Source organism: Levilactobacillus acidifarinae DSM 19394 = JCM 15949, from assembly GCF_001434835.1.
Classification (GTDB): Bacteria; Bacillota; Bacilli; order Lactobacillales; family Lactobacillaceae; genus Levilactobacillus; species Levilactobacillus acidifarinae.
Genome location: NZ_AZDV01000007.1, coordinates 1 through 23,140 on the forward strand (window position 1 = coordinate 1; position 23,140 = coordinate 23,140).

The following is a 23,140-nucleotide window of genomic DNA, read 5'->3' on the forward strand; positions in this document are numbered from 1 at the left end:
CGATTTCTAGGACCAATTTTTAATTACTGGAATTTAGGGACTTATGTCCCAAACTCCTTTTTGAGTACTGGTAATCGTTCGGCCAAAAATTCGAATTTGGGGGTTTACGAAAATCATTTCTGTGATAGACTATATCTGGTTTGAAATATACAAATTAGCTTTAAACTATACATAGACTTGGCGGCGAATTCCTCATGAAACGTTGGTGTAACCTCAACTTAGTGCTGGTCGTGGTGTTAATGGGCCTCTGCTTCTTCTTAGAAGACAACCGCGATACCATGCCCCATTGGTTAGTCATTAGTGGCACGTTAGCCCTAGTGGTCGTGATGGGGCGGTATGCGTACCGGTTATTAACCCAGCCGCAACCGCAGCACGATGTGAGTAAATGAAAACAGGCTTGAGCAATCAATTACATGATTGCCCAAGCCTGTTTTTTAGTTGTCAGAATTAGTTTAACGCGTATTTGCGAATTGCGGCGGCGACCCCGTCTTCGGCGTTGGTCAACGTAACCGCGTTGGCAGCTTGTTTGACTTCGTCGATGGCGTTGCCCATGGCGACCCCTAAGCCGGCGTATTCGATCATGGTCAGATCGTTGCCTTGATCACCTAAGGTCATGATTTCAGCGGGCTCTAAGCCCAATTCTGCGGCTAATCCGCGCAAGGCGTTGCCCTTGCTGGCCTCTTTGTTCATGACTTCGATGAAAAATGGCGTACTTTGGACCACGTAATACTTGTCGTGGAAGTCCTGCGGAATTAACGGCTTGATCCGGTCGATATTTTCCGGGGAGTCCACGAACATGGCTTTGGAGACGGTCACGTCGCGGGGCATCTCACCCACTTCACGGTAACGAATCAACATCTTGACCAGGTTACTTTCGAAGATGGTGTAGGGGTTGATGTCCTTATTGGCCGTGTAAATGTAGTCGGGCGTTTCGATCTGGAAGCTAACCTGTAATTTCCGTGACAGGGCCTCTAGGTCGATGTAGTCGTTAAAGCTCAACGCGTGGTTGATCAGGACTTTGCCGGAAACGGTTTGAGCGACCGCCCCGTTGTAGGTCACGGCGTATTGGTCGTCCCCGCTAATGCCGAGCTTTTGGATGTATGGGGCCACACCGGTCAGGGGCCGGCCGCTACACAAGACGACCTTGATGCCTTGCGCGGAAGCGGCCTTCACGGCGTCGATTGTGGCGGGGGCCAGTTCGTTCTTTTCGTTTAACAGGGTGCCGTCGATGTCGATGGCAATCAGTTTAATAGACATGAATTAGTGCTCCTTTGGCTGAATAAGTTGGTTGTTTTGAATGTAGTGACTAAAGTCGTCATAAATCGGTTGGAACAGTTCGGGCGCGTCGTCGCCGGGGTTCAACATCTCCTTAGGGAAGAAGAACCGTTGATCGCCGGTGAACTTGCCCCGCAAGGCGTTGACCAAGTCCGAGACCGTCGACAGTTCCAATAGGGAACCGTCGGGTTGTTGAATCTCGATTTGAGTCAATGGGTGAGACATTTTGGGATCGTACGCGTCGTCGTAGGGCAGGTCGTAGCTGTTGTCCGTGGCGGTATAGTAGTCGGTGTTGAACCCGACCGAGGCGATCTTTTGCCGTAATGGCGTCAATAGCGGTTGGGTTTCGGTGGTGTAAACGGCACTCTTTAGTGGTTTACGGTCCAGAAATCGGTGCGCCAGGTCGGCCAAAATATCGTCGGGCGATTGGCGCCAGTGGGTGAAGTAGGTGGTCAAGACGCCGTCGTCGAGGTACAGGTAATCCTGTAAGTCGAACTCGTGGTTAAAGAACGGCAATAGTAGATGGGGAATGAAGCTCTCGTCGCTCTTGCCTTGCTGATAAAGGTAGTTAGCCCGTGCCAGTAAGTGATCTAAAATCACTTCCATGGCCCGGGAAACCGGGTGGAAGTAGATCTGCTGATACATCTGGAAACGACTCATCACGTAGTCTTCGACCGCGTGCATCCCGTTCATCGCAAAGGCAATTCCGTCTTTGTAGGGGCGCATGACCCGCAAAATTCGGGTGAGGTCGAAGGTCCCGTACTGCGTACCGGTGTAGTAGGCGTCACGTAAGAGGTAGTCCATTCGATCGGCATCAATTTGGCTAGAAATCATTTGGACCACTTGAGGATTAGGGTAAGTCTTCTGAATCACACTGGCCACTTCGGCGGGGAAGGTCGGGCTGACCTTGCGTAAGACCTGATTGACTTCCGTTTCCGGTGACGTCAGAATTTCGGCCGTGATGGCTTCGTGATCGGTATGAAAGATGTGTTCAAAGGTGTGCGAGTATGGGCCGTGGCCGATGTCGTGCAGCAGAGCGGCACACAGGGCGGTCAAGCGCTCGTGGTCGTCCCAACCGCCGTCGCCCGGCACCTTGGTCGGGTAATTGCGTTGGAAGTTGTCACAGATTTGACGGGTGATTTCGTAGACCCCCAAGCAGTGGGCAAACCGAGTATGTTCGGCGCCATGAAAGACCAGTGAAGCGGTCCCTAGCTGCTTGATCCGGCGTAAACGCTGGAATTCGCGGGTGTTAATGAGGTCTAAGATGACCTGATGACGGACATAGATATAGTTATGCACGGGATCGCGAAGCACTTTCTCGTGGGGTAAGCGTGCGGTTGCGTAGGACAACGTGAAGACCTCCTTTAGAGATTAAGGTTGGGTTGCCGCCGGGCCATTTGGGCGGTGGCGTGCGTCAAAGCGGTGGTGAACCGCGGCTGCGTGATTAGACTGGCTAACTTGGCTTGACTGACCCGCACGCCAGTCGCTTCGCTAGCGGTAATGAAGCGCTGCCGGGCGTCGGCTAGGGTGACGGGATGTTGCAGTAAGGCGGCTGTGGTAGTCATGACGGCCGGATCAACGTCCGGGAACCCCCATTGGTTGGGGTGGCCGGCCAATCCGGCACGGTAAAAGTCCTGAACTAACCGGCCGCGGCTGGTTTGATCGCCATCAACGCTGAGGTAGAGCATGGTCACCATGGCGTGCGGATTCCGCCGCTGGGACAGCCCCGCGATCTTTTGACCGTTGACGCTGAGATCGTAATCGCCCGGACAATAGGAGCGGGTGACTTCGAAGTGATCGATGGTGAGTTCCGGCCAAGCTTGCCGGACCAGGGCCATCATTTGGGCGTAGGCCGCGTCGACACTAACGGGTGGCGAGGTCAGGGGACTAAACAGGGACACGTTTAAAACCCCCGCATCGGCCACAACGGCGAGACCGCCAGAGTTACGTAAGACCCAGTTATAGCCGTGAGCCTGGACGGCGCGGATAGCCGCCGGTAAATCGGGAAGCCGTTTATCTTTCAACCCCAAAATGACCGTGGGCGTCATCTCCCAGAAGTGGAGAATGGGTTGTCCCAGTTCCGCCACGAAATCCAAGAGCGCATTGGTATAGCCAAACGCCAGATTTTTCTGATCGGCGGGGATGGGGGTAGTGAGTGTTTGCAGGGACTCGCTTGAAAACGTCAAGGGCAACATGCAAACCGGCCTTCTTTCCTGAAAAGTTCTTATCGTCCCATTATACTAAATTTCAAGCCGAACGTCAGGTCACGGAAATGTGTTGGCGGAAGATCCGGTAAATAAATGGTGACACGTCGTTTTAAGCGGTTTTAGGATCAGTTCGGCGGTGTTGGGGTGGCGAGTTTCAAATTTCGAAGTCGTTCCTCAAATTGAGAAATAGAATATGTAGGTTTTTACCCGTGAATGGACTATAATTAGGCTTGATATGACTCATGGAAAGGAAGGACCGAGAGATGGATCAACTTTCAGCGGGCGTTCCAGTCGCGATTCACTTGGAAACCCACATCAAACAAGACCAAGACGTGTCGGATTACAGTTTAGACGTGGATGGTCAACTGGTCCAGGTGGGGACCAACATGTATCTTCGTTACCTGGAACCGAACCAGGAAACGGGCGAACAGGTTCCCGTGACCATGAAGTTCACGCCGAACGGTGAGATTCACTTGACCCGTAACGCCGAAGCCGAATTACGCCTGCACTTTGTCAGTGGTAAGCGGGTGACGGCGCGTTACCAGACCCCGTATGGCGTGATGCCGATCGAGACGGTGACCCCGTATCTTGAGGCCGATTTCAAGGAACGGCCCTTCAGTGGGAACATCAAGATCGATTACCTCCTTTACGCGGGCGAACAATTAGTCGGGAACTACAAGATTCGATTGCATTTTACGGCGTAAACGAGTATTATATTTCGTAGACTGTGGAAAGGACGTGCACCAGTTTGGAATTAAAAGTCTTTGAGGGCCAGAACAAAAAGGAATTATCAATGATCGAGGTTGCCCACGCCATTTTGTCACAACATGGTGACGTGATGGCTTTTGCCGACTTGGCAAACGCCGTACAGACGTACTTGGGTGACAGCGACAAAGAAATTCGGGAACGGCTGTCCCAATTCTATACGGATTTAAACGTTGATGGTAGTTTCATTTCTCTGGGTGATAACCTTTGGGGACTGCGAACTTGGTATCCGTTTGAATCCATCGATGAAGCAACGGTCCACGCCGAAGAGGACGAGGACCAACCTAAGCGTAAGAAGCGCAAGAAGGTTAACGCCTTTCTGGCCGACACTACGGATGATGACGACGTGATCGATTACGATGACGACGATCCGGAAGATGATACGGACACGACTTATGCCAACGACGATGACGATGATGATGACACCACGGGTGGCAGCACACCGGACTTAGGCAAGTTGCAAAACGGCTTAGGCTTGGATAACGAAGATGAAGAAGACGATACGGAAGACATTCCGGATGGTATTGAAGATCAGTTATCCCAGATGGACGCCCCAGACGACGATGAAGCCGATAACTTAGACTTCTCCGACGATGACGACGAAGCCGATGATGATGACGAAGAGGAAGACGACTCTCAAAAGTAATTGAGACTCGTGCTTGACTTAAGTCTTAAAACCAGGTACTATATTTTTTGGGCTCCTTGCTACTTGTAGCGAGGACAACTGAACGGTTAGCTCCCTATTCCAACGAATAGGGAGTTTTTTATTGGTTTCAGAGCGACCCTAAATAATCTTACAAGGAGCTAGACAATGACCAAATATATTTTTGTGACTGGCGGCGTGGTTTCATCATTAGGTAAGGGGATTGTAGCAGCCTCTCTCGGGCGGTTGTTAAAGAACCGGGGCCTGAACGTAACCATTCAGAAATTTGATCCCTACATTAACGTCGATCCCGGGACGATGAACCCCTACCAACACGGGGAAGTCTTCGTGACCGACGATGGGACCGAAACGGATTTAGACTTAGGTCATTATGAACGGTTCATTGATAACAATCTGAACAAGTACTCAAACGTGACGACTGGTAAGATTTATTCGGAAGTTTTGGAAAAAGAACGCCGGGGCGATTACTTAGGGGCCACGGTGCAGGTCATTCCCCACATCACTGGGATGATCAAAGAAAAGATTATGCGGGCCGGTAAGACGCTGGGCGCCGACTTCGTGATTACCGAAATCGGTGGGACCGTGGGGGACATCGAATCCCAACCCTTCCTGGAAGCCATTCGGCAGATGAAGAGTGAAGTCGGCGACGAGAACGTGGTTTACATTCACACCACGTTGGTCCCTTACTTACACGCGGCTCACGAAATGAAGACCAAGCCGACGCAACACTCCGTGCGGGAATTGCGGAGCATCGGGATCCAACCGAACATCTTGGTCGTCCGGACGGAAAAGCCGATTACCGACGACATGCGGCAAAAGATTGCGTTGTTCTGTGACGTGAAGCCATCGGCCGTGGTTGAATCCATGGATGTGCCGACGATTTACTCGATTCCGTTACGGTTGCAAGAACAAGGATTTGACCAGTTGGTCTTAGACCACTTCAAGGTTGACGCGCCGAAGGCCGACATGAACGCCTGGTCCAAGATGGTTGCGCACATGCAAAATCTGAAGCGGACCATCAAGATTGCTTTGGTTGGGAAGTACGTGGCCTTGCATGATGCTTACATTTCGGTCGACGAAGCCTTGCAACACGCGGGTTACCCGGTGGATGCCAAGATTGATCTGTCAATGATCGATGCCGAAAAGATCACGGCGGATAACGTCGCCGACCTTCTGGGCGACACCGATGGTATCATCGTCCCTGGTGGATTTGGTGACCGGGGGATCGAAGGCATGGTGACGGCCATTCGTTACGCCCGGGAACAGGACGTGCCATTCTTGGGAATCTGCCTGGGGATGCAAGTGGCCAGCATCGAATTTGCGCGCGACGTCCTGGGTTACAAGGACGCCAACTCCACGGAAATGGATCCGGACACCCAACACAAGATTATTGACCTGATGGCCGACCAAGCCGACGTCCACGAGATGGGCGGAACGCAACGGTTGGGCCTGTACCCTTGCAAGTTAAAGAAGGGCAGTGTAGCGGCCAAGGCGTACGACGACCAGGACATTATTCAGGAACGTCACCGTCACCGTTACGAATTCAATAACCAGTACCGGGCTGAAATGGCGGCCAAGGGCCTGGTCTTCTCCGGGACGTCACCTGACGATCACCTGGTTGAAGTGATTGAATTGCCAGAAAAGAAGTTCTTCGTGGCGGCCCAATACCACCCAGAATTTCTTTCCCGGCCGAACCGTCCCGAAGGCTTGTTCCGGGACTTTATCGCGGCGGCCAGCAAGGAAGTTCAAGACTAAAACAGTTAATTTAAGTTAAGTGAGAGGGCTAGGCTATTGACAATTTTGTCAGTGACCTAGCCCTTTTTTTGCAATGATTGAAAACCGAACTTTTAAATGACTTTTTCAATGGATTCTGCTGGTTTCAAGGTAAGTTACCGGCCATACGGGAATCAAAACGAGCGTCGCTTAGGTTCCTTTAAAGGTCAACCGGGTATAGTAAAGGTAATAGGAGCTTTGATTTTCGAATCCTAAAAAAACTAATCGAGGAAACGTGACCGAAATTCGACCACCGGTTTATCATCAATTTCTCAGAATTAGAAGACCAGAAGAACCGTGTAACCGCTTTAACCCGATTTTTAGCCGCTTCGGCTCGGTTTTTTGGCCCCCCAATATTACAATTTTGCTGAAATCTCGGGAAACGGTTGTCTTTTTGCCGCGCATTATTTATCATTATAGCTGACTGTATGGAGTCATCTATGAGAGATAAGTTTAAGTGAGGATCGCATCACGATGAAAAAAATGATAATTCATGGCGGCCAACGCCTAACCGGAGAGGTTACCATTGGTGGCGCCAAAAACAGCACAGTCGCACTCATTCCGGCCGCAATTTTAGCGGACACGCCGGTTCGTTTTGATATGGTTCCGGATATCCTGGATGTGCACAACTTGATGCTGATTTTAAAATCCATGAACGTCCACTCGACGTTTGAAGACGGGGTCCTGACTATTGACCCAACGGAAATCGTGGAGGCCCCATTACCAAGTAAAGCAATTAAGAGTTTACGTGCATCATACTATTTCATGGGCTCATTATTGGGTCGGTTCCAACGCGCAACGTTAAGTTTTCCCGGTGGTGACAACATTGGGCCCCGCCCCATTGACCAGCACATCAAGGCCTTTAAGGCGTTGGGGGCTTCGGTCAGTGAACGGGACAATACCGTTCATATCACGACCGGTCCCGCCGGATTGCACGGCGCTCGGATCTTTTTGGACGTGGTATCGGTCGGTGCGACCATTAATTCTATTTTGGCAGCGGTTAAAGCTGAGGGGACCACGGTGATTGAAAATGCCGCGAAAGAACCCGAAATCATTGATATCGCCACGTTCTTGAATAACATGGGCGCCCACGTGCGGGGAGCCGGAACCGACGTGATTCGGATTGAAGGGGTTAGTACGTTGCGGGCGATGAACACCCACACGATTATTCCCGACCGGATCGAAGCCGGGACCTACCTGTCCATGGCGGCGGCCATTGGTGACGGAATCGTGATTAAAAACGTGATTCCGGAACACTTGGAGTCCTTTACGGCCAAAATGATTGAAATGGGCGTTCACCTGGAAATCGACGAGGACAGTATTTTTGTGCCGCGTTCGGAAAACCTGAAACCAATTCAGGTTAAAACGATGCCGTTCCCGGGGTTTGCGACCGATTTACAGCAGCCTTTAACGCCACTATTGATGTGTGCCAAGGGGAGTAGTGTCGTAATCGATACCATTTATCCCAAGCGGATCAAGCACATTGCGGAGTTACGAAAAATGGGCGCCAACATTCGCTCCGAAAACGACATGATTGTTGTCGATCCGTCGACGCACCTGGTTGGCAGTGAAGTCCAAGCCGGGGAAATCCGGGCCGGGGCTTCGTTGGTAATTGCCGGACTCATGGCGCAAGGCACGACGGTGATCGATAACGCCGACAATATTTTGCGGGGGTATGACCGCATCGTTCAAAAACTGACGGCGCTAAATGCCGACGTGAGTATTCAAAGCGCAGCCACTTTAGTTGAGGACGGCCAAGATTAGGCATTGCTGAGAACATCGTTTCATGCTATAATGTGACGGTTGACGATTAAAATCAATCTCTGGTCCAGTCAATGGGCTAGGGCAAAAGGAGCGTATTACATTATGAAAAAGGGTATTCATCCAGATTACCGGGAAGTTGTCTTCCAAGACTCTTCTACTGGTTACAAGTTCTTGTCCGGTTCGACGGCAACGTCTGACGAAACGGTTGAATGGGAAGACGGCAACACTTACCCATTGATCCGGGTTGAAATCACTTCTGATTCCCACCCATTCTACACGGGTAAGCAAAAGTTTACTCAAGCCGATGGTGCGGTCGACCGTTTCAACAAGAAGTACGGTCTTACCAACAACTAAAGCAAGTTCTGAAGTCCTTCTGCCATTGGCAGGGGGCTTTTTTTGTGACCAAAATGAGTGATCAGGGCGCACCACGTTCCGTGGGGTGCCCTTAATTTAAAAGTTAACGACTCGTTTTTGCGTTTTTCCTCTGTTGTCGCGAGTTTTTCGTATACTTTTGCCCAAAGACCGTTACCTTTGCGCAAGTCATTCGTTGTTCGGGTAGGGGAGGGGGAATCATGAACTTAAGACAATACGAGCAGCTGCTCGACCGGCTAGCAGTCGATTTGCGGCATTATCTTTGACACCGGGGGCTGGACTCGGAAACGGCCGCGGACGTGGTTTAGAATGGCTTTGTGAAGGTTCTCGAGGCCGATCTGTTTTTACTTGGCGATCAACTGCGACCATATCTGTACCGAGCGGCCAGTTAGTTGGGAATCGTGGCGCTTCAAGGGGCTACCAAAATAAATTTAAAATTTATTGAAATAACGATAAATACCCTCAGACTGCGGTTAGGGCTAGGTAATCACTCGATTAGTTAACAGCTAATTTTAGCGAACGGGCTTGACAGCTTGGCCGATAAGTTTTAAATTAATGTCATTCAGATGAGATAGCAATGAAAATTAAATGAGATTTCGCGGTGAAAAGATGAGTAACGCCGCCGACCGTGCCAAGAGAACCCCTGGGTGATGTGAAGGGGTGACGGTCCAAGCGTGAAGAATGGTCTTTGAGCGATATACCGGTGAGCCTTAAGGTTAAGCGGTATTGGTCTGGTTCCCATTATCGAACCCGAGTATAGCTATGGCTGTACTTAGTGAGTTATCTGGCGTGAGCTGGGTAAAAATTAAGGTGGTACCGCGAGATTATTCGCCCTTGACTAAGAGATTAGTCGAGGGCGATTTTTTGTATCAGAGTGCGTCCAGGGGCGGTCAGCGGGCGAGCATTAAGGCCAATAGTGGATTTATCCCCGGGCTTAGGGGATGAATTCACTATTGGGATTAAGCGGAGCCCGTTGCCCCTGGTAAGCACGTTTCGACGGCCGCAGATGACGCTAGTATCAGGGCAAGACACTATCACTTACAAGTAATCGCTGGAGAAAGGCTAATTGCTCAATCGGGGTTAAGCGGAGCCAGTTGCCCGTCAGGAGCACGTTTCAGCGGCCGCGGATAACGCCAGTCTAGAGGAAAGGACGAGCAGTCAATGACCAGTGTTCTATTGGGATTAAGCGGAGCCCGTTGCCCCTGGTAAGCACGTTTCAGTGGCCGCAGATGGCGCTAGTCTAGGGCCGAGAAACCAACACTTGCTAGCAATGATCAGTGTTCTAGTGGGGTTAAGCGGAGCCGGTTGCCCGTCAGGAGCACGTTTCAGCGGCCGCAAATGACGCCCCTCTCAGGCGATAAGCTAGCCCGTCCTAATCAGTGATGCGTAAACACGGCTAATTAGTGAACCAGCGAAACTACCTAAACTTTCAGCAGTCAATTTTAAGGAGGACGTTTTTATGCCAGTACAAACACAAGTGAAGTATCCAAACCGTTTCGATATTGTCGGGAGTTTCTTACGTCCCGCCCGGCTCAAGCGGGCCCGGGCCGATTTCGCCGCGGGAAAGCTCGACCAAGCGGGCTTAACCGAAGTAGAGGACGATGAGATTAAACGGTTGGTGGCCAAGGAAGTCGAGTTAGGCTTGACGGACGTGACCGACGGCGAGTTTCGGCGGAGCTGGTGGCACCTCGATTTTCTGGCTGGCCTGACCGGCGCCGACTTCTTTACCCCGGATCACGGGTTCATCTTTAACGGTCAGGAAACACGCAAGGGTGGCATCCGCATTACCGGAAAGGTTGGGTATAATCCGAACCATCCGTTCTTTAAGGGGTTCGAGTTCCTAAACAACCTGGTGCCAGCCAACGTAACCGCTAAGCAAACCATTCCCAGTCCGTCGGTCCTATTCCCCAACGAAGATGCCGAGATTTACGATGAGTATTACCATCACGATTTCAACGCGTTCTTAGCCGATGAGATTCAGGCTTACCAGGCCACCATTCAGCACTTTTACGACCTGGGCTGTCGGTACCTCCAACTCGACGATACGTCCTGGGGGATGTGGGCTAGCTTTTCCGACAAGGTGATCAACCCCGATTTAAAACCGTTATGCGAAGCCGCCGTAACCGCCATCAACGCGATTGCCGACAACAAACCGGCCGACCTGACGTTGACCATGCACGTTTGTCGGGGAAACTACGATTCCAATTGGGCCGGGGCGGGGTCCTACGATCCCGTAGCCGACTACTTAGCCCAGCTACACATCGACGGGTACTTCTTGGAATACGACGATGAACGCTCCGGGGGCTTTGAGCCGTTAGCTAAATTGGCGGCGAACGGCCGGGACCAACGCGTGGTCCTCGGATTGGTCACTACCAAGCAACCGGCGTTAGAACCCGTGACCACGTTGAAGCAGCGCTTAACCGCGGCCAGCCAGTATTATCCGCTGGATCGGTTGTGTTTATCCCCGCAGTGCGGGTTTGCCTCGACCGAGGAGGGGAACCATCTGAGCGAAGACGATCAGTGGCAAAAATTGAATTTAGTGGTTCAAACGGCGAAGGCCGTTTGGCCGGAAGCATAGACGTTCAGGAAGAGAGACGCGGCGAACCGTACAGAGAACCTAGGAATTGCTGAGACTAGGTCGGTTAGCCCGTTGAAAATGAGCCTGAGAACACGCGTCACGGGAGCACTCGTTAACAGCAAATGAGGTTCCGGGAGACCGGAATAAACCTTGGGTGGTACCACGAGCAGTCGTCCCGAGACAACGTCACGTTGTCCGGGGCGATTTTTTAAATCAGAGAGGAAGAGTTCTAATGACCAAATTCAATACTAAATTAATTCACAGCCAATCACAAAACGACAACCAAACGGGGGCCGTCAACGTGCCGATCTACACTTCCACGACCTACGCCTTTCCTAGCGTCGCCGACAAGCCAACTTGGGACTATTCGCGTTCTGGTAACCCAACGCGCGACTACCTGGAAAATCAGGTGGCGGCCTTAGAGAACGGCGCCCATGGGTTTGCCTTTTCCTCGGGAATGGCCGCCATCCACGCGGTCCTCGCCATCTTCAAACCCGGTGATCATATCCTGGTTAGTGACACCATTTACGGCGGGACCTTCCGGCTGATCAACGACTTCTTCAAACGCTGGCAACTGGAGTTTACCGAGGTCGACACGCAGGATTTAAAGGCGGTTCAAGCCGCCATTCGGCCCAACACCAAGGCCATCTATTTTGAAACGTTCTCCAACCCCCTCCTGAAGGTCACCAGCGTCAAAGCGATTGCCAAGATTGCCCACGACCACGGTTTATTGACCATCGTGGACAACACCTTCTTAACGCCCTACCTCCAACGGCCGTTAGACCTGGGGGCCGACCTGGTGATTCACTCCGCGACCAAGTACCTGGGTGGGCACTCCGACGTGATCGCCGGCATCGTGGTCACCAAGACCGACGAACTCGCCGAACAAGTTTACTTTAATCAAAACGGAATTGGTGGGGTGCTGTCACCGGAAGACGCCAATCTGGTGCGCCGGGGAATTCAAACGTTGGGCGTGCGGTTAGACCGGCATTTAAGCAACGCCAGCAAGATTGTTGAATTTTTGGAATCCCGTGACGAAATCGCCAAGGTCTACTACCCGGGCATCGTCGGTACACCCGATCACGAGATTGCCAAGGCCGAAACGGATGGGTACGGCGGTATCGTGTCGTTTGACCTGCGGCCGGGACTGGATTCAACTAAGTTCGTTGAAAGTTTGCACCTGATTTTGTTGGCCGAAAGTCTGGGGGCTGTGGAAAGCCTGATTGAATTACCGTACAAGATGACTCACGCCGAATTATCCGAAGAAGAACAGTTAAAGGCGGGCATTACTCACCAATTAGTACGGTTGTCAGTGGGCTTAGAAGATGCGGACGACCTGATTGCCGACCTGAAGCAGGGCCTCGACCAAGTCGCCCAAGCGTAAGGGGGGCGTAGCCTGTGTGGCAGATTATTCAAACCGCTAGTCCGCAGTTGATTAAGGCGGGGCTGAAGTACACGATTCCCATTGCGTTGATTGCGTTTGCGATTGGACTAGCGATTGCGCTGGTGACCGCGTTGATCCGGTTATCGTCAAAACGGGGTGGGTTTCTGGCCATCAAAGTGCTTTTTCGCTTCTACGTCTGGGTCTTTCGGAGTACCCCATTGTTGGTGCAACTATTCATCGTGTATTTTGGTCTGCCGTACCTTAAGATTCGGGGCCTGTCCCCCCACGGGATTCAACTCGATCCGGTGGTTGCCGGAATTTTGACGTTTTCGTTAAACACCGGGGCTTACTGTTCTGAAACCATCCGTGCGTCGATCCTGTCGATCGACCAGGGTCAATGGGAGGCCGCCTACTCCATCGGGATGACCCGCACCATGGCGTTGTTTCGGATCATCCTGCCGCAAGCGATTCGCATCTCGTTGCCGCCGCTGGCCAACAGCTTTATCAGCCTAGTTAAGGACACTTCGTTGGCAGCATCGATCACCATCGTGGAAATGTTTGAGGTCAGCCAGCAGATTGCGGCGCAGAATTACCAGCCGCTGGTGATGTACATGTTAGTCGCCGTGTATTATGCCGTTTTCTGTACGGTACTGACCTGGTTGCAGGGCTACTTAGAAAAAGTCACGTCACGCTATATCGTGGCGAAGTAGGAGGTCGCGATGTTAAAAGTCAGTCAGTTAACTAAAAGTTTTGGCGACCAAGAGGTCCTCCACGGCCTGACCACCAGTTTTCCTGACCACCAGACGACGGTGATCTTAGGCCCGTCCGGCTCGGGAAAATCGACGCTGTTGCGGTCGTTGAACTTCCTCGAGCGGCCGGAAAGTGGGCATTACGACTTCGACGGCGAGAATCTCGATTGGTCGCAGCCCATCGGTAACGCGACGATTTTACAGATTCGTCGTCACACGGAAATGGTGTTTCAGGGCTATAATCTGTTTCCCCATTTATCGGTGTTAAAGAATATCACGGAGGGGCCGATTCACGTTCTGCACCACGAGAAGGCGGCCGCTCAGACCGAAGCCCGGCAATTATTGGCTAAGGTGGGGTTAGCGGATAAAGCTAACGAGTACCCAAGCCAGCTCTCCGGGGGCCAGTCACAACGGGTTGCCATTGCGCGATCGCTAGCGATGCACCCGGAATATATCTTCCTAGACGAGCCGACCAGCGCGCTGGATCCGGAGCTCGAACTGGGGGTCCTCAAGGTGTTGTTGCAGATTGCTAAGGAGAAACAATCGATGATTATTGTGACCCACAACTTAGCGTTTGCCCGGCAGGTCGCCGATAAGATCCTGTTTGTGGAAAACGGGCACATCCTGTTCGACGGGCCTAACCAGGACTTCTTCGGCACGCAGAATCAACGTATTTTAGACTTTATCTCGGCGATGACCTTTTCGGACCTTGCCGAGAATTAGACCCAGAGAAATGAGGCATTGAGGATGAAGATTAAACGATTACGACTTTTGACGTTAGGGTTAGCGGTCCTGACCACGGGGGCGTTGCTAACGGCCTGCGGGGCCAAACAAAGTTCTGCCAACAACGGGGGATATCAATCGGAATTAAAGCAGAGCAAGACCCTAACGATTGGCCTGGAAGGAACCTACCCGCCATATTCCTACCGTAAGAACGGCAAGTTGACCGGGTTTGAAGTTGATTTGGGCAAGACTGTTGCCAAACGGCTGGGCTTGAAGGCGCAGTTTGTGCCGACCAAGTGGGACAGTCTGGTCGCCGGCCTGGGCAGTGGTAAGTTTGATACGGTCTTAAACAACATCACCCAAACGCCGGAGCGGAAGAAACAGTATCTGTTTTCGACGCCGTACGTCTACTCGAAGTACGTGTTGATTACGGCCAAGAAAAATACGAGTATCCAAAAGTTGAGTGACGTGAAGGGCAAAAAGTTAGCCGAGGGGACCGGGACGGATAACGCCATCGTGGCCAAGAAGTTAGGCGCCACGATTTCTCCGTCCGGTGAATTTGCGACCACCCTGGATCTGGTCAGAGAGGGGCGAGCCGATGCCACCATTAATGCCGAGTCGGCGCTATTGACCTACAAAAAGAGCAACGATATTCAAGGGCTGAAATATCGGGTTTTGACCAACCAGGAACAGGCGCCAGCCAAGATTTCGGCGTTGTTCAACCAGAAAGACCAGAAGCTACAAGCCAAGTTCAATCAGGAGTTAAAGCAGTTGCGTCAGGATGGTACGTTGAAGAAGTTGTCGGTGAAGTACTTCGGGAGCGACATTACGACCGAGTAGGAGACAGTTGGCGGTCGGAAAGTGAAGGTATTGCGTCAGGTACTTTTAATGGGGGATGGTGGTAGACTAAATGGTAAATCCAGTTTTGCGAGATAGCTGCTTGTCGGTAATTGACTAATACAATTACTAGGGTTATATTTTCCAATTGATTAAGCGATCATCGTTAAATCATACTAAGTTGCTATCAAGACCAGTGTGAGCTGGAGAGCAAGGCAGAAAATGAGCTCAGGGGTGAAATTTATCTTGGTCGACGTTTCTTGTCGGCCTAGACAAAGGTCGGACTTCAAGACCCAGTCTATGGGGCTTGAAGCCGTGCCCACCCCGTTCCAGCTCGTTTTCTGCCTTGCTCGGAAGCGCCTGACTCACAACCAATTTCATGTATTCTTGCCCCAACCTCTATTGACATCCCCGGGAAAGTTGCGTACACTTAGTCCAATTAAACAAGCACCTTTAAATTGGTCCTGTGAGACTGAGAAGGGGAACGTGTTTTTTTGAGGAAGTCCCTAACACTCTTTTGCAGGAGCAGTGTGGGGACTTTTTTTGTGGCCCCCGCGAAGCGACTCACTGAATCGAGAAAGAAGGCCGGCCAATATGGCTCGAGAGATTGTGGATGCGGTCACCATGCGCCGCGCACTAACTCGGATTACTTACGAGATTATTGAACAGAATAAGGGCGTGGGTGACCTGGTCCTGGTGGGCATCAAGACTCGGGGTATTTATCTGGCCCAGCGGATTGCCGAACGGCTCCAACAGTTGGAGAACGTGACGGTCCCCGTGGGCACGTTAGACATCACGTTGTACCGGGACGATCAACCCCACACGGTCGACGTGGCGGGGCCGGCCCGGGTGAACGGGGCCGACATTCCCGTGGCCATTACCGGCAAACACGTGATTTTAGTCGATGACGTCCTGTTCACGGGACGCACGGTTCGAGCGGCGTTAGATGAACTGATGACGTTGGGCCGACCCGCTAAAACGTCATTGGCCATTCTGGTTGACCGGGGGCACCGGGAACTACCGATTCGCCCGGATTTTGTGGGTAAGAACATCCCCACCGCGTTAACGGAACAGGTCGCCGTACTGTTGACCGAGTGTGACGGGCGGGACGCCATTCAACTGACGCAGGTAACGTAAAAGTGAATAATTAGCCATTTAATTGTTTCCAGAGAGGAACGAAACGGCCGGGACCTAACCTAACTGGGCCCTTTTTGAAGCAGCCGTCGTCTAGCCTTTCTGTAAGCAATTACAGGGAGGCTAGACTTTTTCTTTGGGCCAAAACGAAAGGGAGACGGAAACGATGGAACAAACAAACGACTTAGTTAGTGTGGACCAATTCAATAATCAAGATGTGATGGCAATTTTACATCAGGCGCAGGCCTTTCAGGCGGGCGCAACCGTTCAGCTAAAGCGACCGACGTTTGCGATGAACTTATTTTTTGAGAATAGCACGCGGACACACACCAGTTTTGAGATGGCCGAACGCCGGTTAGGCCTGCAAGTCCTGGCGTTTGACCCCAAGACTAGTTCGATGACCAAGGGCGAAAGCTTACTAGATACGCTAAAAACCATTCAGGCCATCGGGGTGGACTTAGCGGTGGTCCGGCACCCCCAAAACGCCTACTACCGGCCCCTGGTTCAGGCCGGCTTGGGCCTTAGCTTGATCAACGCGGGGGATGGCAGCGGCCAGCACCCGTCCCAGTCGTTACTGGACATGTTGACGATTTATCAGGAATTTGGCCACTTCGACGGGTTAAAAATTGCCATCGTTGGTGATATCAGCCATTCCAGAGTGGCACGGTCCAACATGGAATTGCTCACGCAACTGGGCGCTACGGTCTACTTCAGTGGGCCCAAACATTGGATCACCAACGACTTTACGGCTTACGGGACCTACCAACCGCTGGACGACCTAGTCAAGGAGATGGACGTCTTGATGTTCCTGCGGGTGCAACACGAACGTTTAGCTGCGGACAGTAACGCCGCCTTTGATGCCGCCGACTATCACCAGCGCTACGGGTTGACGTTAGCTCGGGCCGCTAAGATGCCGGCGCACGCCATCATCATGCACCCGGCCCCGGTCAACCGGGGCGTCGAACTGGCTAGCGAACTGGTCGATGCACCGCAATCCCGAATCTTTCAACAGATGACTAACGGTGTGTACGTTCGGATGGCCATGATTGCCCAGTTACTAGCTCACCGCGGGTTAGTAAACGTTGACCAATTGGAGGTGTAACCATGACGACCACGTTGATTCGCAACGCCCAAATTCTGCAACACGATCAACTGCAAGTAACCGACGTCCGCATCCAAGACGGGCGGATTCAGACTATCGGGCCCGATCTAGCCGTGCAATCCGGTTCGGCCACCCAGGTGATCGACGCCCACCGGCACTTTCTCAGTCCCGGGTTGGTCGACGTCCACGTGCATTTACGCGACCCCGGACTGACCGCCAAGGAAACCATTGAAACCGGAACGTTGGCCGCGGCGCACGGCGGGTTTACCACCATCGGGGCGATGCCCAACGTTGACCCGGTCCCGGACACGCCGGCCAAGGTGACCGCAATGATGACTCGCAATCAAGAAAAAGCCCACGTTCACGTCGCCCAGTACGCCAGTATCACCACCGGTCGGGCGGGGAACCAACTCGTCGACTTTGCCGGGGTCAAGGCCGCCGGGGCCTTTGCCGTCAGTAACGACGGGTCCGGCGTTCAGACCGCCGAGACCATGTATCGAGCCATGTGTGGTGCCGCCAAAGCCGGTTTACCGTTAGCCGCCCACGTGGAGGACGACTCGCTGACCCACCACGGCGTCATGAACGCCGGACCGGTGGCCAAACGGCTAGGACTGCCGGGAATTCCCAACGTGGCCGAGTCCGCGCAACTGGCTCGCGACCTGATGCTGGCCGAGGCCAGCGGGGTGCACTACCACGTCTGCCACGTGTCGACCGCCCAAAGCGTTCGGGTGATTCGCGAGGCTAAACGGGCGGGGATTCATGTAACCTGTGAGGTGTCGCCACACCATTTATTACTGACCGATGCGGACATTACCGAGGACAATCCCATGTTAAAGATGAACCCACCGTTGCGGTCACCGGCCGACCGTGCCGCCTTATTAGCCGGATTGTTGGACGGGACCATCGACATGATTGCCACCGATCACGCGCCGCACACCGCCGCACAAAAGCAAGGGTCGATGACCACTGCCGCCTTTGGGATTACCGGGTTGGAGACGGCCTTTGCCACGTTGTACACCCATCTGGTCAAGCCGCGACTCTTAACGCTGGGGCAATTGGTGAACCTGATGAGTACCCGGCCAGCGCGGTTATTTGGCCTGAACGCCGGGGAACTCAAGGTCGGGGCGCCGGCCGACCTTGCACTGTTTGATCTCAATCGGGCCTACACCATTGACACCCAAAAGATGTGTTCCAAGGGTCGCAATTCGCCGTTTATTGGTTGGCACGTGGTGGGGGCCACGTTGTTAACACTAGTGGCCGGTAAAGTCGCCTACAGAAAGGAAAATTAGCATGCAACGATACTTAGTTTTAGCGGACGGGACCGTTTATCCCGGCACCGGTTTTGGGGCGCCCGCCACGACGATGGGAGAGCTGGTCTTTAATACGGGGATGAGTGGGTATCAGGAATCCATCACCGACCAGTCCTATAACGGGGAAATCCTGATGTTTACCTACCCGTTGATCGGCAACTACGGCATTAACCGCGACGATCACGAGTCGATTCACCCGACATGCCGGGGTGTGGTGGCCCACGAGGTTGCCCGGCGCCCCAGTAACTGGCGCTGTGACGAAACGCTGGATGCCTACCTGAAGACTAACGGCATTCCGGGAATTACCGGCATCGATACCCGTGCCGTTACCAAACATATTCGCACGCAGGGCGCCATGCGCGCGGCCATCGTCGATTCGGTCACGGACGCCGTGCACCAACAACTCCAACGACCGGTTGATCAAACCCATGAAGTCGCCGAGAGTTCGACGGCCAACGCTTATCCCAACCCGGCGACCGGGTTGAACGTGGTGGTGGTCGACTTCGGTCTCAAACATTCCATCTTACGCGAACTGGCTAAGCGCCATTGCAACTTGACCGTTTTACCGTACAACACCACGGCCAGTGAAATTATGGCCCTGAATCCCGATGGTGTGATGTTGACTAACGGGCCCGGCGATCCTAAGGACGTCCCAGGGGCCTTACCGATGATTCGCGAGATTGAACAACACGTGCCACTCTTTGGCATCTGTCTGGGCCACCAACTCTTTGCGTTAGCCAACGGCGCCGACACCTTCAAGATGAAGTTCGGGCACCGCGGGTTCAACCATCCGGTTCGTGACTTACGGACCGGGCGGATCGATTTCACCTCACAGAACCACGGTTACGCGGTCGCCCGCGAGTCGTTGGCTCAGACCGAGTTGACCGTGACCCACGAGGAGATTAACGATGGGACCGTTGAAGGCTTGCGGCACAATCGCTACCCCGCCTTTTCCGTCCAGTATCACCCGGACGCGGCCCCGGGCCCGCACGATGCCGCCCACATTTTTGATGACTTTATTGACTTGATGCACGCCCACCAGACGACGAAAAAGGAGCACAAGTAATGCCAAAACGCACGGATATTCATAAGATTATGGTGATTGGGTCCGGGCCGATTATCATCGGTCAGGCCGCGGAATTTGACTACTCGGGGACCCAAGCGTGCTTGGCGCTAAAGGAACTGGGTTACCAGGTGGTACTGGTCAACTCGAACCCGGCGACGATTATGACCGATAAAGAAATTGCCGATCGAGTTTACCTGGAACCCATCACGTTGGAATTTGTGTCACAGATTTTACGCAAGGAACACCCCGACGCCATCTTACCCACGTTGGGCGGCCAGCAGGGGTTGAACATGGCCATGGAACTTTCTAAGTCGGGCATCTTAGACGAGCTGAAGATTGAGCTATTGGGGACCAAGCTTAGTGCCATCAACCAGGCCGAGGACCGTGAGCAGTTCAAGGAACTGATGGAACAACTGGGCGAACCGGTCCCGGCGTCGAGTAGCGCAACGACGGTGGCCGAAGCCGTGGCCTTTGCCCAACGGGAAGGGTACCCGGTCATCGTCCGGCCGGCCTTCACCATGGGCGGCACCGGTGGTGGCATCGCCAACAATGAAGCGGAATTACGCACCATTGCCGAAAATGGTCTGTCGTTATCGCCGGTCACCCAGGTCTTAATCGAGCAAAGTATTGCCGGCTATAAGGAAATTGAGTTTGAAGTCATGCGCGACGCCGCGGATCACGCGTTGGTGGTTTGTGGCATGGAGAATTTCGACCCCGTGGGGATTCACACCGGGGACTCCATCGTTTACGCGCCGATTCAAACGTTAGCGGACCGCGAAGTTCAGATGCTGCGGGATGCGGCCCTGCGGATTATTCGGGCGTTAAAGATCGAAGGGGGCTGTAACGTCCAACTGGCCCTTGACCCACAGAGTTTTCGGTATGACGTGATTGAGGTGAACCCGCGGGTCAGCCGCTCGTCGGCGTTGGCCTCCAAGGCGACGGGTTACCCGATTGCCAAGATGGCGGCCAAGATTGCCGTGGGCTTACACCTCGACGAACTGAAAAATCCGGTCACCGGGACCACCTACGCGCAATTCGAGCCGGCCTTAGACTACGTAGTCTGCAAGATTCCGCGCTGGCCGTTTGATAAATTCACCCAGGCCGATCGGCGGCTAGGGACTCAAATGAAGGCCACCGGGGAGGTCATGGCGATTGGCCGGAACATCGAAGAGGCGACGCTTAAGGCCGTGCGGTCACTGGAAATTGGCGTGCACCACATCATTGAACCGGCCTTGAAGTCGGTCGACCAGGCAACCCTCGAAGATAAATTAGTCCACGCCCAAGACGACCGGTTGTTTTATTTGGCCGAAGCCTTACGCCGCGGTTACTCGCTGGAACGGCTCCATGTCTTGACTCAGATCAACGTTTTTTTCCTGGATAAGCTCTTACACATCGTCGAACTGGAACGGGACCTCAGCGCCCACGTCAACGATCTAGCGGTCCTGACCATCGCTAAGCGCAACGGGTTCGCCGACGCGACGGTGGCTGACCTTTGGCACGAGACACCGGACCAGGTCCGAACCTTCAGAGAAACCCATCACCTGACGCCAGTTTACAAGATGGTCGACACCTGTGCCGGGGAATTTGCCTCCAGTACCCCGTACTTCTATGGCACCTATGAACTGGAAAACGAAAGCGTCGTTAGCAACAAGCCGTCCGTATTGGTATTAGGATCGGGTCCGATTCGCATCGGCCAAGGGGTGGAGTTCGATTACGCCACGGTGCACTCGGTTAAGGCGATTCAAAAGGCCGGTTACGAGGCCATCATCATGAACAGCAATCCCGAGACCGTATCGACCGACTTTTCCATCTCCGATAAGCTGTACTTCGAACCGCTAACGCTCGAAGACGTGTTGAACGTGGTCGAATTGGAACGTCCCCTGGGGGTCATCGTTCAGTTTGGCGGCCAGACCGCAATTAACCTGGCGGCCCCGTTAGAACGCCACGGGGTTAAGATTCTGGGAACTAGCGTGGCCGACGTTAACCGGGCCGAAGACCGTGACGCCTTTAATCGGGTCATCGAAGACCTGCAGATTCCCCAACCGGCGGGGGATACGGCCAGCGACGAGGCCACGGCCTTAGCGATTGCCGACCGGTTGGGGTACCCCGTGTTGGTGCGGCCCAGCTACGTGTTAGGGGGACGGGCCATGGAAATCGTGACCCAACGCGCCGACCTCGACCATTACATGCATAACGCGGTCCAGGTCTCCCACGACCACCCGGTTTTGATCGACCGGTATTTGGTGGGTAAGGAATGTGAAGTCGATGCAATCTGTGACGGGGAAACGGTGCTGATTCCGGGCATCATGGAACACATCGAACGGGCCGGGGTCCACTCCGGTGATTCGATGGCGGTCTACCCGCCGCAATCGTTGTCGGTGGCGGTCCAGAAACAAATCGTCCGGTACACGGAACAACTGGCTAAGGCGTTGAATTGCATTGGGATGATGAACATTCAATTCGTGATTCACGACGAGCAGGTTTACGTGATCGAGGTGAACCCCCGGGCCAGTCGAACGGTGCCCTTCTTGAGTAAGGTCACCGATATCTCGATGGCCCAGGTCGCCACCCGGGTCATTTTAGGGCAGTCCTTACGCGACCAGGGTTACCATAACGGGTTGGTGCAACCGGGAGCGCTGGTACACGTCAAGGCACCGGTCTTCTCGTTTTCTAAGCTCAACCGGGTGGATAGCCTGCTGGGACCGGAAATGAAGTCGACCGGTGAGGTCATGGGTAGCGATCGCACGTTGGCCAAGGCCCTCTACAAAGCCTTCGAAGCCGCCAAGTTGCACGTGCCAAGTCACGGTAACGTCTTGATTACCGTCCGCGATGCGGATAAACCGGAAGCTGTTAAATTAGCGCGCCGGTTCCATAACTTGGGGTACCAGCTGTTAGCCACGCCAGGAACGGCGGCCTGTTTGACAAACAACCAGTTACCCGTACGGATTGTGGACAAGATTGCGACCGGTGAGCACGACTTGTTGCAACAAATGGAAGCCGGTCAGATTCAGGTGGTCATCAACACGATTTCGGACGAGGGCCATGCGGCCGACGACGGCGCGGTGATCCGCAACACGTCGATTGCGCACGGGGTGCCGTTGTTTACGGCGTTGGATACCGTGGCCGCGATCTTGCAAGTGTTGGAATCCAGGTCGTTTGTCACACAGGCCTTGTAAAAGAGTGGGCCCCAAGGCGGTTAGTCGGTGAGCATTAAGGCCGCTAATCAGATTATCCTGGGCTTGGATAATTTGATTAGCGGATTTAAGCGGAATTGACTGCCTTGGGGGCCACGTTTCGACACCAGAGTGGGTGCCTACCGGGGATTAAGCGGAACCGGCTGCCCCGGCTGGCACGTCTCGACACCGGAGTGGGGGCCTAACAGGGATTAAGTGGAATCGGCTAACCTATTTCGGTGAGCGAACGGTCACATATATATA

At 53.4% G+C, this 23,140-nt stretch carries 19 protein-coding genes; 16 read left to right on the plus strand and 3 right to left on the minus strand.

Translation table 11 applies throughout. The features are described from left to right. Positions 1 to 194 precede the first annotated feature (194 nt). A complete protein-coding gene (locus tag FD25_RS05455) occupies positions 195 to 389 on the plus strand; it encodes a hypothetical protein (protein ID WP_057731325.1) in 195 nt (64 codons plus the stop codon). Between the two features lie 58 nt (positions 390 to 447). On the opposite strand, the gene yidA is transcribed toward FD25_RS05455, so the two are convergent. Genes yidA through FD25_RS05470 form a run of 3 tightly spaced genes read right to left on the minus strand, consistent with a single transcriptional unit; the run spans position 448 to position 3,470 of the window. Next, on the minus strand, positions 448 to 1,257 hold the full coding sequence (gene yidA, locus FD25_RS05460) for a sugar-phosphatase (RefSeq protein ID WP_057802150.1): 810 nt from the start codon (positions 1,255 to 1,257) through the stop codon (positions 448 to 450). 3 nt (positions 1,258 to 1,260) lie between these two features. Then, entirely contained in the window at positions 1,261 to 2,625 is a 1,365-nt protein-coding gene (locus tag FD25_RS05465) for an HD domain-containing protein (protein ID WP_057802152.1), read from the minus strand. A 14-nt stretch (positions 2,626 to 2,639) separates the two neighbouring features. Continuing rightward, positions 2,640 to 3,470, minus strand: coding sequence for a lipoate--protein ligase family protein (locus FD25_RS05470; RefSeq protein ID WP_057802154.1), 831 nt, complete (start codon positions 3,468 to 3,470; stop codon positions 2,640 to 2,642). A gap of 275 nt (positions 3,471 to 3,745) precedes the next feature. On the opposite strand from FD25_RS05470, the gene FD25_RS05475 reads away from it, so the two are divergent. The 15 genes from FD25_RS05475 (at position 3,746) to carB (ending at position 22,879) form a co-directional block, all read left to right on the plus strand. After that, on the plus strand, positions 3,746 to 4,186 hold the full coding sequence (locus FD25_RS05475) for a YwiB family protein (protein WP_057802156.1): 441 nt from the start codon (positions 3,746 to 3,748) through the stop codon (positions 4,184 to 4,186). Between the two features lie 44 nt (positions 4,187 to 4,230). After that, entirely contained in the window at positions 4,231 to 4,893 is a 663-nt protein-coding gene (gene rpoE, locus FD25_RS05480; RefSeq protein ID WP_057802157.1) for a DNA-directed RNA polymerase subunit delta, read from the plus strand. Positions 4,894 to 5,058: 165 nt separating this feature from the next. Next, positions 5,059 to 6,666, plus strand: coding sequence for a CTP synthase (locus FD25_RS05485; RefSeq protein WP_057802159.1), 1,608 nt, complete (start codon positions 5,059 to 5,061; stop codon positions 6,664 to 6,666). A 492-nt stretch (positions 6,667 to 7,158) separates the two neighbouring features. Further along, complete coding sequence (locus FD25_RS05490) at positions 7,159 to 8,448, plus strand: UDP-N-acetylglucosamine 1-carboxyvinyltransferase (protein ID WP_057802162.1); 1,290 nt, start codon at positions 7,159 to 7,161, stop codon at positions 8,446 to 8,448. A gap of 102 nt (positions 8,449 to 8,550) precedes the next feature. Then, the gene (locus tag FD25_RS05495) at positions 8,551 to 8,802 is read left to right on the plus strand and encodes a type B 50S ribosomal protein L31 (RefSeq protein ID WP_057802164.1); all 252 of its coding nucleotides are present in this window, start codon (positions 8,551 to 8,553) and stop codon (positions 8,800 to 8,802) included. A 1,477-nt stretch (positions 8,803 to 10,279) separates the two neighbouring features. After that, a complete protein-coding gene (locus FD25_RS05500) occupies positions 10,280 to 11,398 on the plus strand; it encodes a 5-methyltetrahydropteroyltriglutamate--homocysteine S-methyltransferase (protein ID WP_057802166.1) in 1,119 nt (372 codons plus the stop codon). A gap of 232 nt (positions 11,399 to 11,630) precedes the next feature. Next, positions 11,631 to 12,782: a trans-sulfuration enzyme family protein gene (locus FD25_RS05505; RefSeq protein WP_057802168.1), complete on the plus strand. Its 1,152-nt coding sequence runs from the start codon at positions 11,631 to 11,633 to the stop codon at positions 12,780 to 12,782. Positions 12,783 to 12,796: 14 nt separating this feature from the next. After that, positions 12,797 to 13,492: an amino acid ABC transporter permease gene (locus FD25_RS05510; protein WP_057802170.1), complete on the plus strand. Its 696-nt coding sequence runs from the start codon at positions 12,797 to 12,799 to the stop codon at positions 13,490 to 13,492. A 9-nt stretch (positions 13,493 to 13,501) separates the two neighbouring features. Further along, the gene (locus FD25_RS05515) at positions 13,502 to 14,254 is read left to right on the plus strand and encodes an amino acid ABC transporter ATP-binding protein (protein ID WP_057802172.1); all 753 of its coding nucleotides are present in this window, start codon (positions 13,502 to 13,504) and stop codon (positions 14,252 to 14,254) included. A 24-nt stretch (positions 14,255 to 14,278) separates the two neighbouring features. Next, positions 14,279 to 15,094: a transporter substrate-binding domain-containing protein gene (locus FD25_RS05520; RefSeq protein ID WP_057802174.1), complete on the plus strand. Its 816-nt coding sequence runs from the start codon at positions 14,279 to 14,281 to the stop codon at positions 15,092 to 15,094. Positions 15,095 to 15,685: 591 nt separating this feature from the next. After that, positions 15,686 to 16,228, plus strand: a complete 543-nt coding sequence (gene pyrR, locus FD25_RS05525) for a bifunctional pyr operon transcriptional regulator/uracil phosphoribosyltransferase PyrR (protein ID WP_057802176.1) — start codon at positions 15,686 to 15,688, stop codon at positions 16,226 to 16,228. A 163-nt stretch (positions 16,229 to 16,391) separates the two neighbouring features. Next, positions 16,392 to 17,327, plus strand: coding sequence for an aspartate carbamoyltransferase catalytic subunit (locus FD25_RS05530; protein ID WP_057802178.1), 936 nt, complete (start codon positions 16,392 to 16,394; stop codon positions 17,325 to 17,327). 2 nt (positions 17,328 to 17,329) lie between these two features. Continuing rightward, positions 17,330 to 18,616, plus strand: coding sequence for a dihydroorotase (locus FD25_RS05535; protein WP_057802180.1), 1,287 nt, complete (start codon positions 17,330 to 17,332; stop codon positions 18,614 to 18,616). A gap of 1 nt (position 18,617) precedes the next feature. Further along, positions 18,618 to 19,703: a carbamoyl phosphate synthase small subunit gene (locus FD25_RS05540; RefSeq protein WP_057802182.1), complete on the plus strand. Its 1,086-nt coding sequence runs from the start codon at positions 18,618 to 18,620 to the stop codon at positions 19,701 to 19,703. Beyond that, positions 19,703 to 22,879, plus strand: a complete 3,177-nt coding sequence (gene carB, locus FD25_RS05545; protein WP_057802184.1) for a carbamoyl-phosphate synthase large subunit — start codon at positions 19,703 to 19,705, stop codon at positions 22,877 to 22,879. Before FD25_RS05540 ends, carB begins: the two co-directional genes overlap by 1 nt. Positions 22,880 to 23,140: the final 261 nt, after the last annotated feature.

Excerpts from the sequence above, each read along its gene's own strand:
- FD25_RS05495 (WP_057802164.1), top strand. The coding sequence starts at position 8,551 with ATGAAAAAGGGTATTCATCCAGATTACCGGGAAGTTGTCTTCCAAGAC.
- FD25_RS05505 (WP_057802168.1), top strand. The coding sequence starts at position 11,631 with ATGACCAAATTCAATACTAAATTAATTCACAGCCAATCACAAAACGAC.
- FD25_RS05455 (WP_057731325.1), top strand. The coding sequence starts at position 195 with ATGAAACGTTGGTGTAACCTCAACTTAGTGCTGGTCGTGGTGTTAATG.
- FD25_RS05485 (WP_057802159.1), top strand. The coding sequence starts at position 5,059 with ATGACCAAATATATTTTTGTGACTGGCGGCGTGGTTTCATCATTAGGT.
- FD25_RS05535 (WP_057802180.1), top strand. The coding sequence starts at position 17,330 with ATGACGACCACGTTGATTCGCAACGCCCAAATTCTGCAACACGATCAA.
- FD25_RS05475 (WP_057802156.1), top strand. The coding sequence starts at position 3,746 with ATGGATCAACTTTCAGCGGGCGTTCCAGTCGCGATTCACTTGGAAACC.
- FD25_RS05470 (WP_057802154.1), bottom strand. The coding sequence starts at position 3,470 with ATGTTGCCCTTGACGTTTTCAAGCGAGTCCCTGCAAACACTCACTACC.
- FD25_RS05490 (WP_057802162.1), top strand. The coding sequence starts at position 7,159 with ATGAAAAAAATGATAATTCATGGCGGCCAACGCCTAACCGGAGAGGTT.
- FD25_RS05520 (WP_057802174.1), top strand. The coding sequence starts at position 14,279 with ATGAAGATTAAACGATTACGACTTTTGACGTTAGGGTTAGCGGTCCTG.
- carB (WP_057802184.1), top strand. The coding sequence starts at position 19,703 with ATGCCAAAACGCACGGATATTCATAAGATTATGGTGATTGGGTCCGGG.
- pyrR (WP_057802176.1), top strand. The coding sequence starts at position 15,686 with ATGGCTCGAGAGATTGTGGATGCGGTCACCATGCGCCGCGCACTAACT.
- yidA (WP_057802150.1), bottom strand. The coding sequence starts at position 1,257 with ATGTCTATTAAACTGATTGCCATCGACATCGACGGCACCCTGTTAAAC.
- FD25_RS05500 (WP_057802166.1), top strand. The coding sequence starts at position 10,280 with ATGCCAGTACAAACACAAGTGAAGTATCCAAACCGTTTCGATATTGTC.
- FD25_RS05530 (WP_057802178.1), top strand. The coding sequence starts at position 16,392 with ATGGAACAAACAAACGACTTAGTTAGTGTGGACCAATTCAATAATCAA.
- FD25_RS05515 (WP_057802172.1), top strand. The coding sequence starts at position 13,502 with ATGTTAAAAGTCAGTCAGTTAACTAAAAGTTTTGGCGACCAAGAGGTC.
- FD25_RS05540 (WP_057802182.1), top strand. The coding sequence starts at position 18,618 with ATGCAACGATACTTAGTTTTAGCGGACGGGACCGTTTATCCCGGCACC.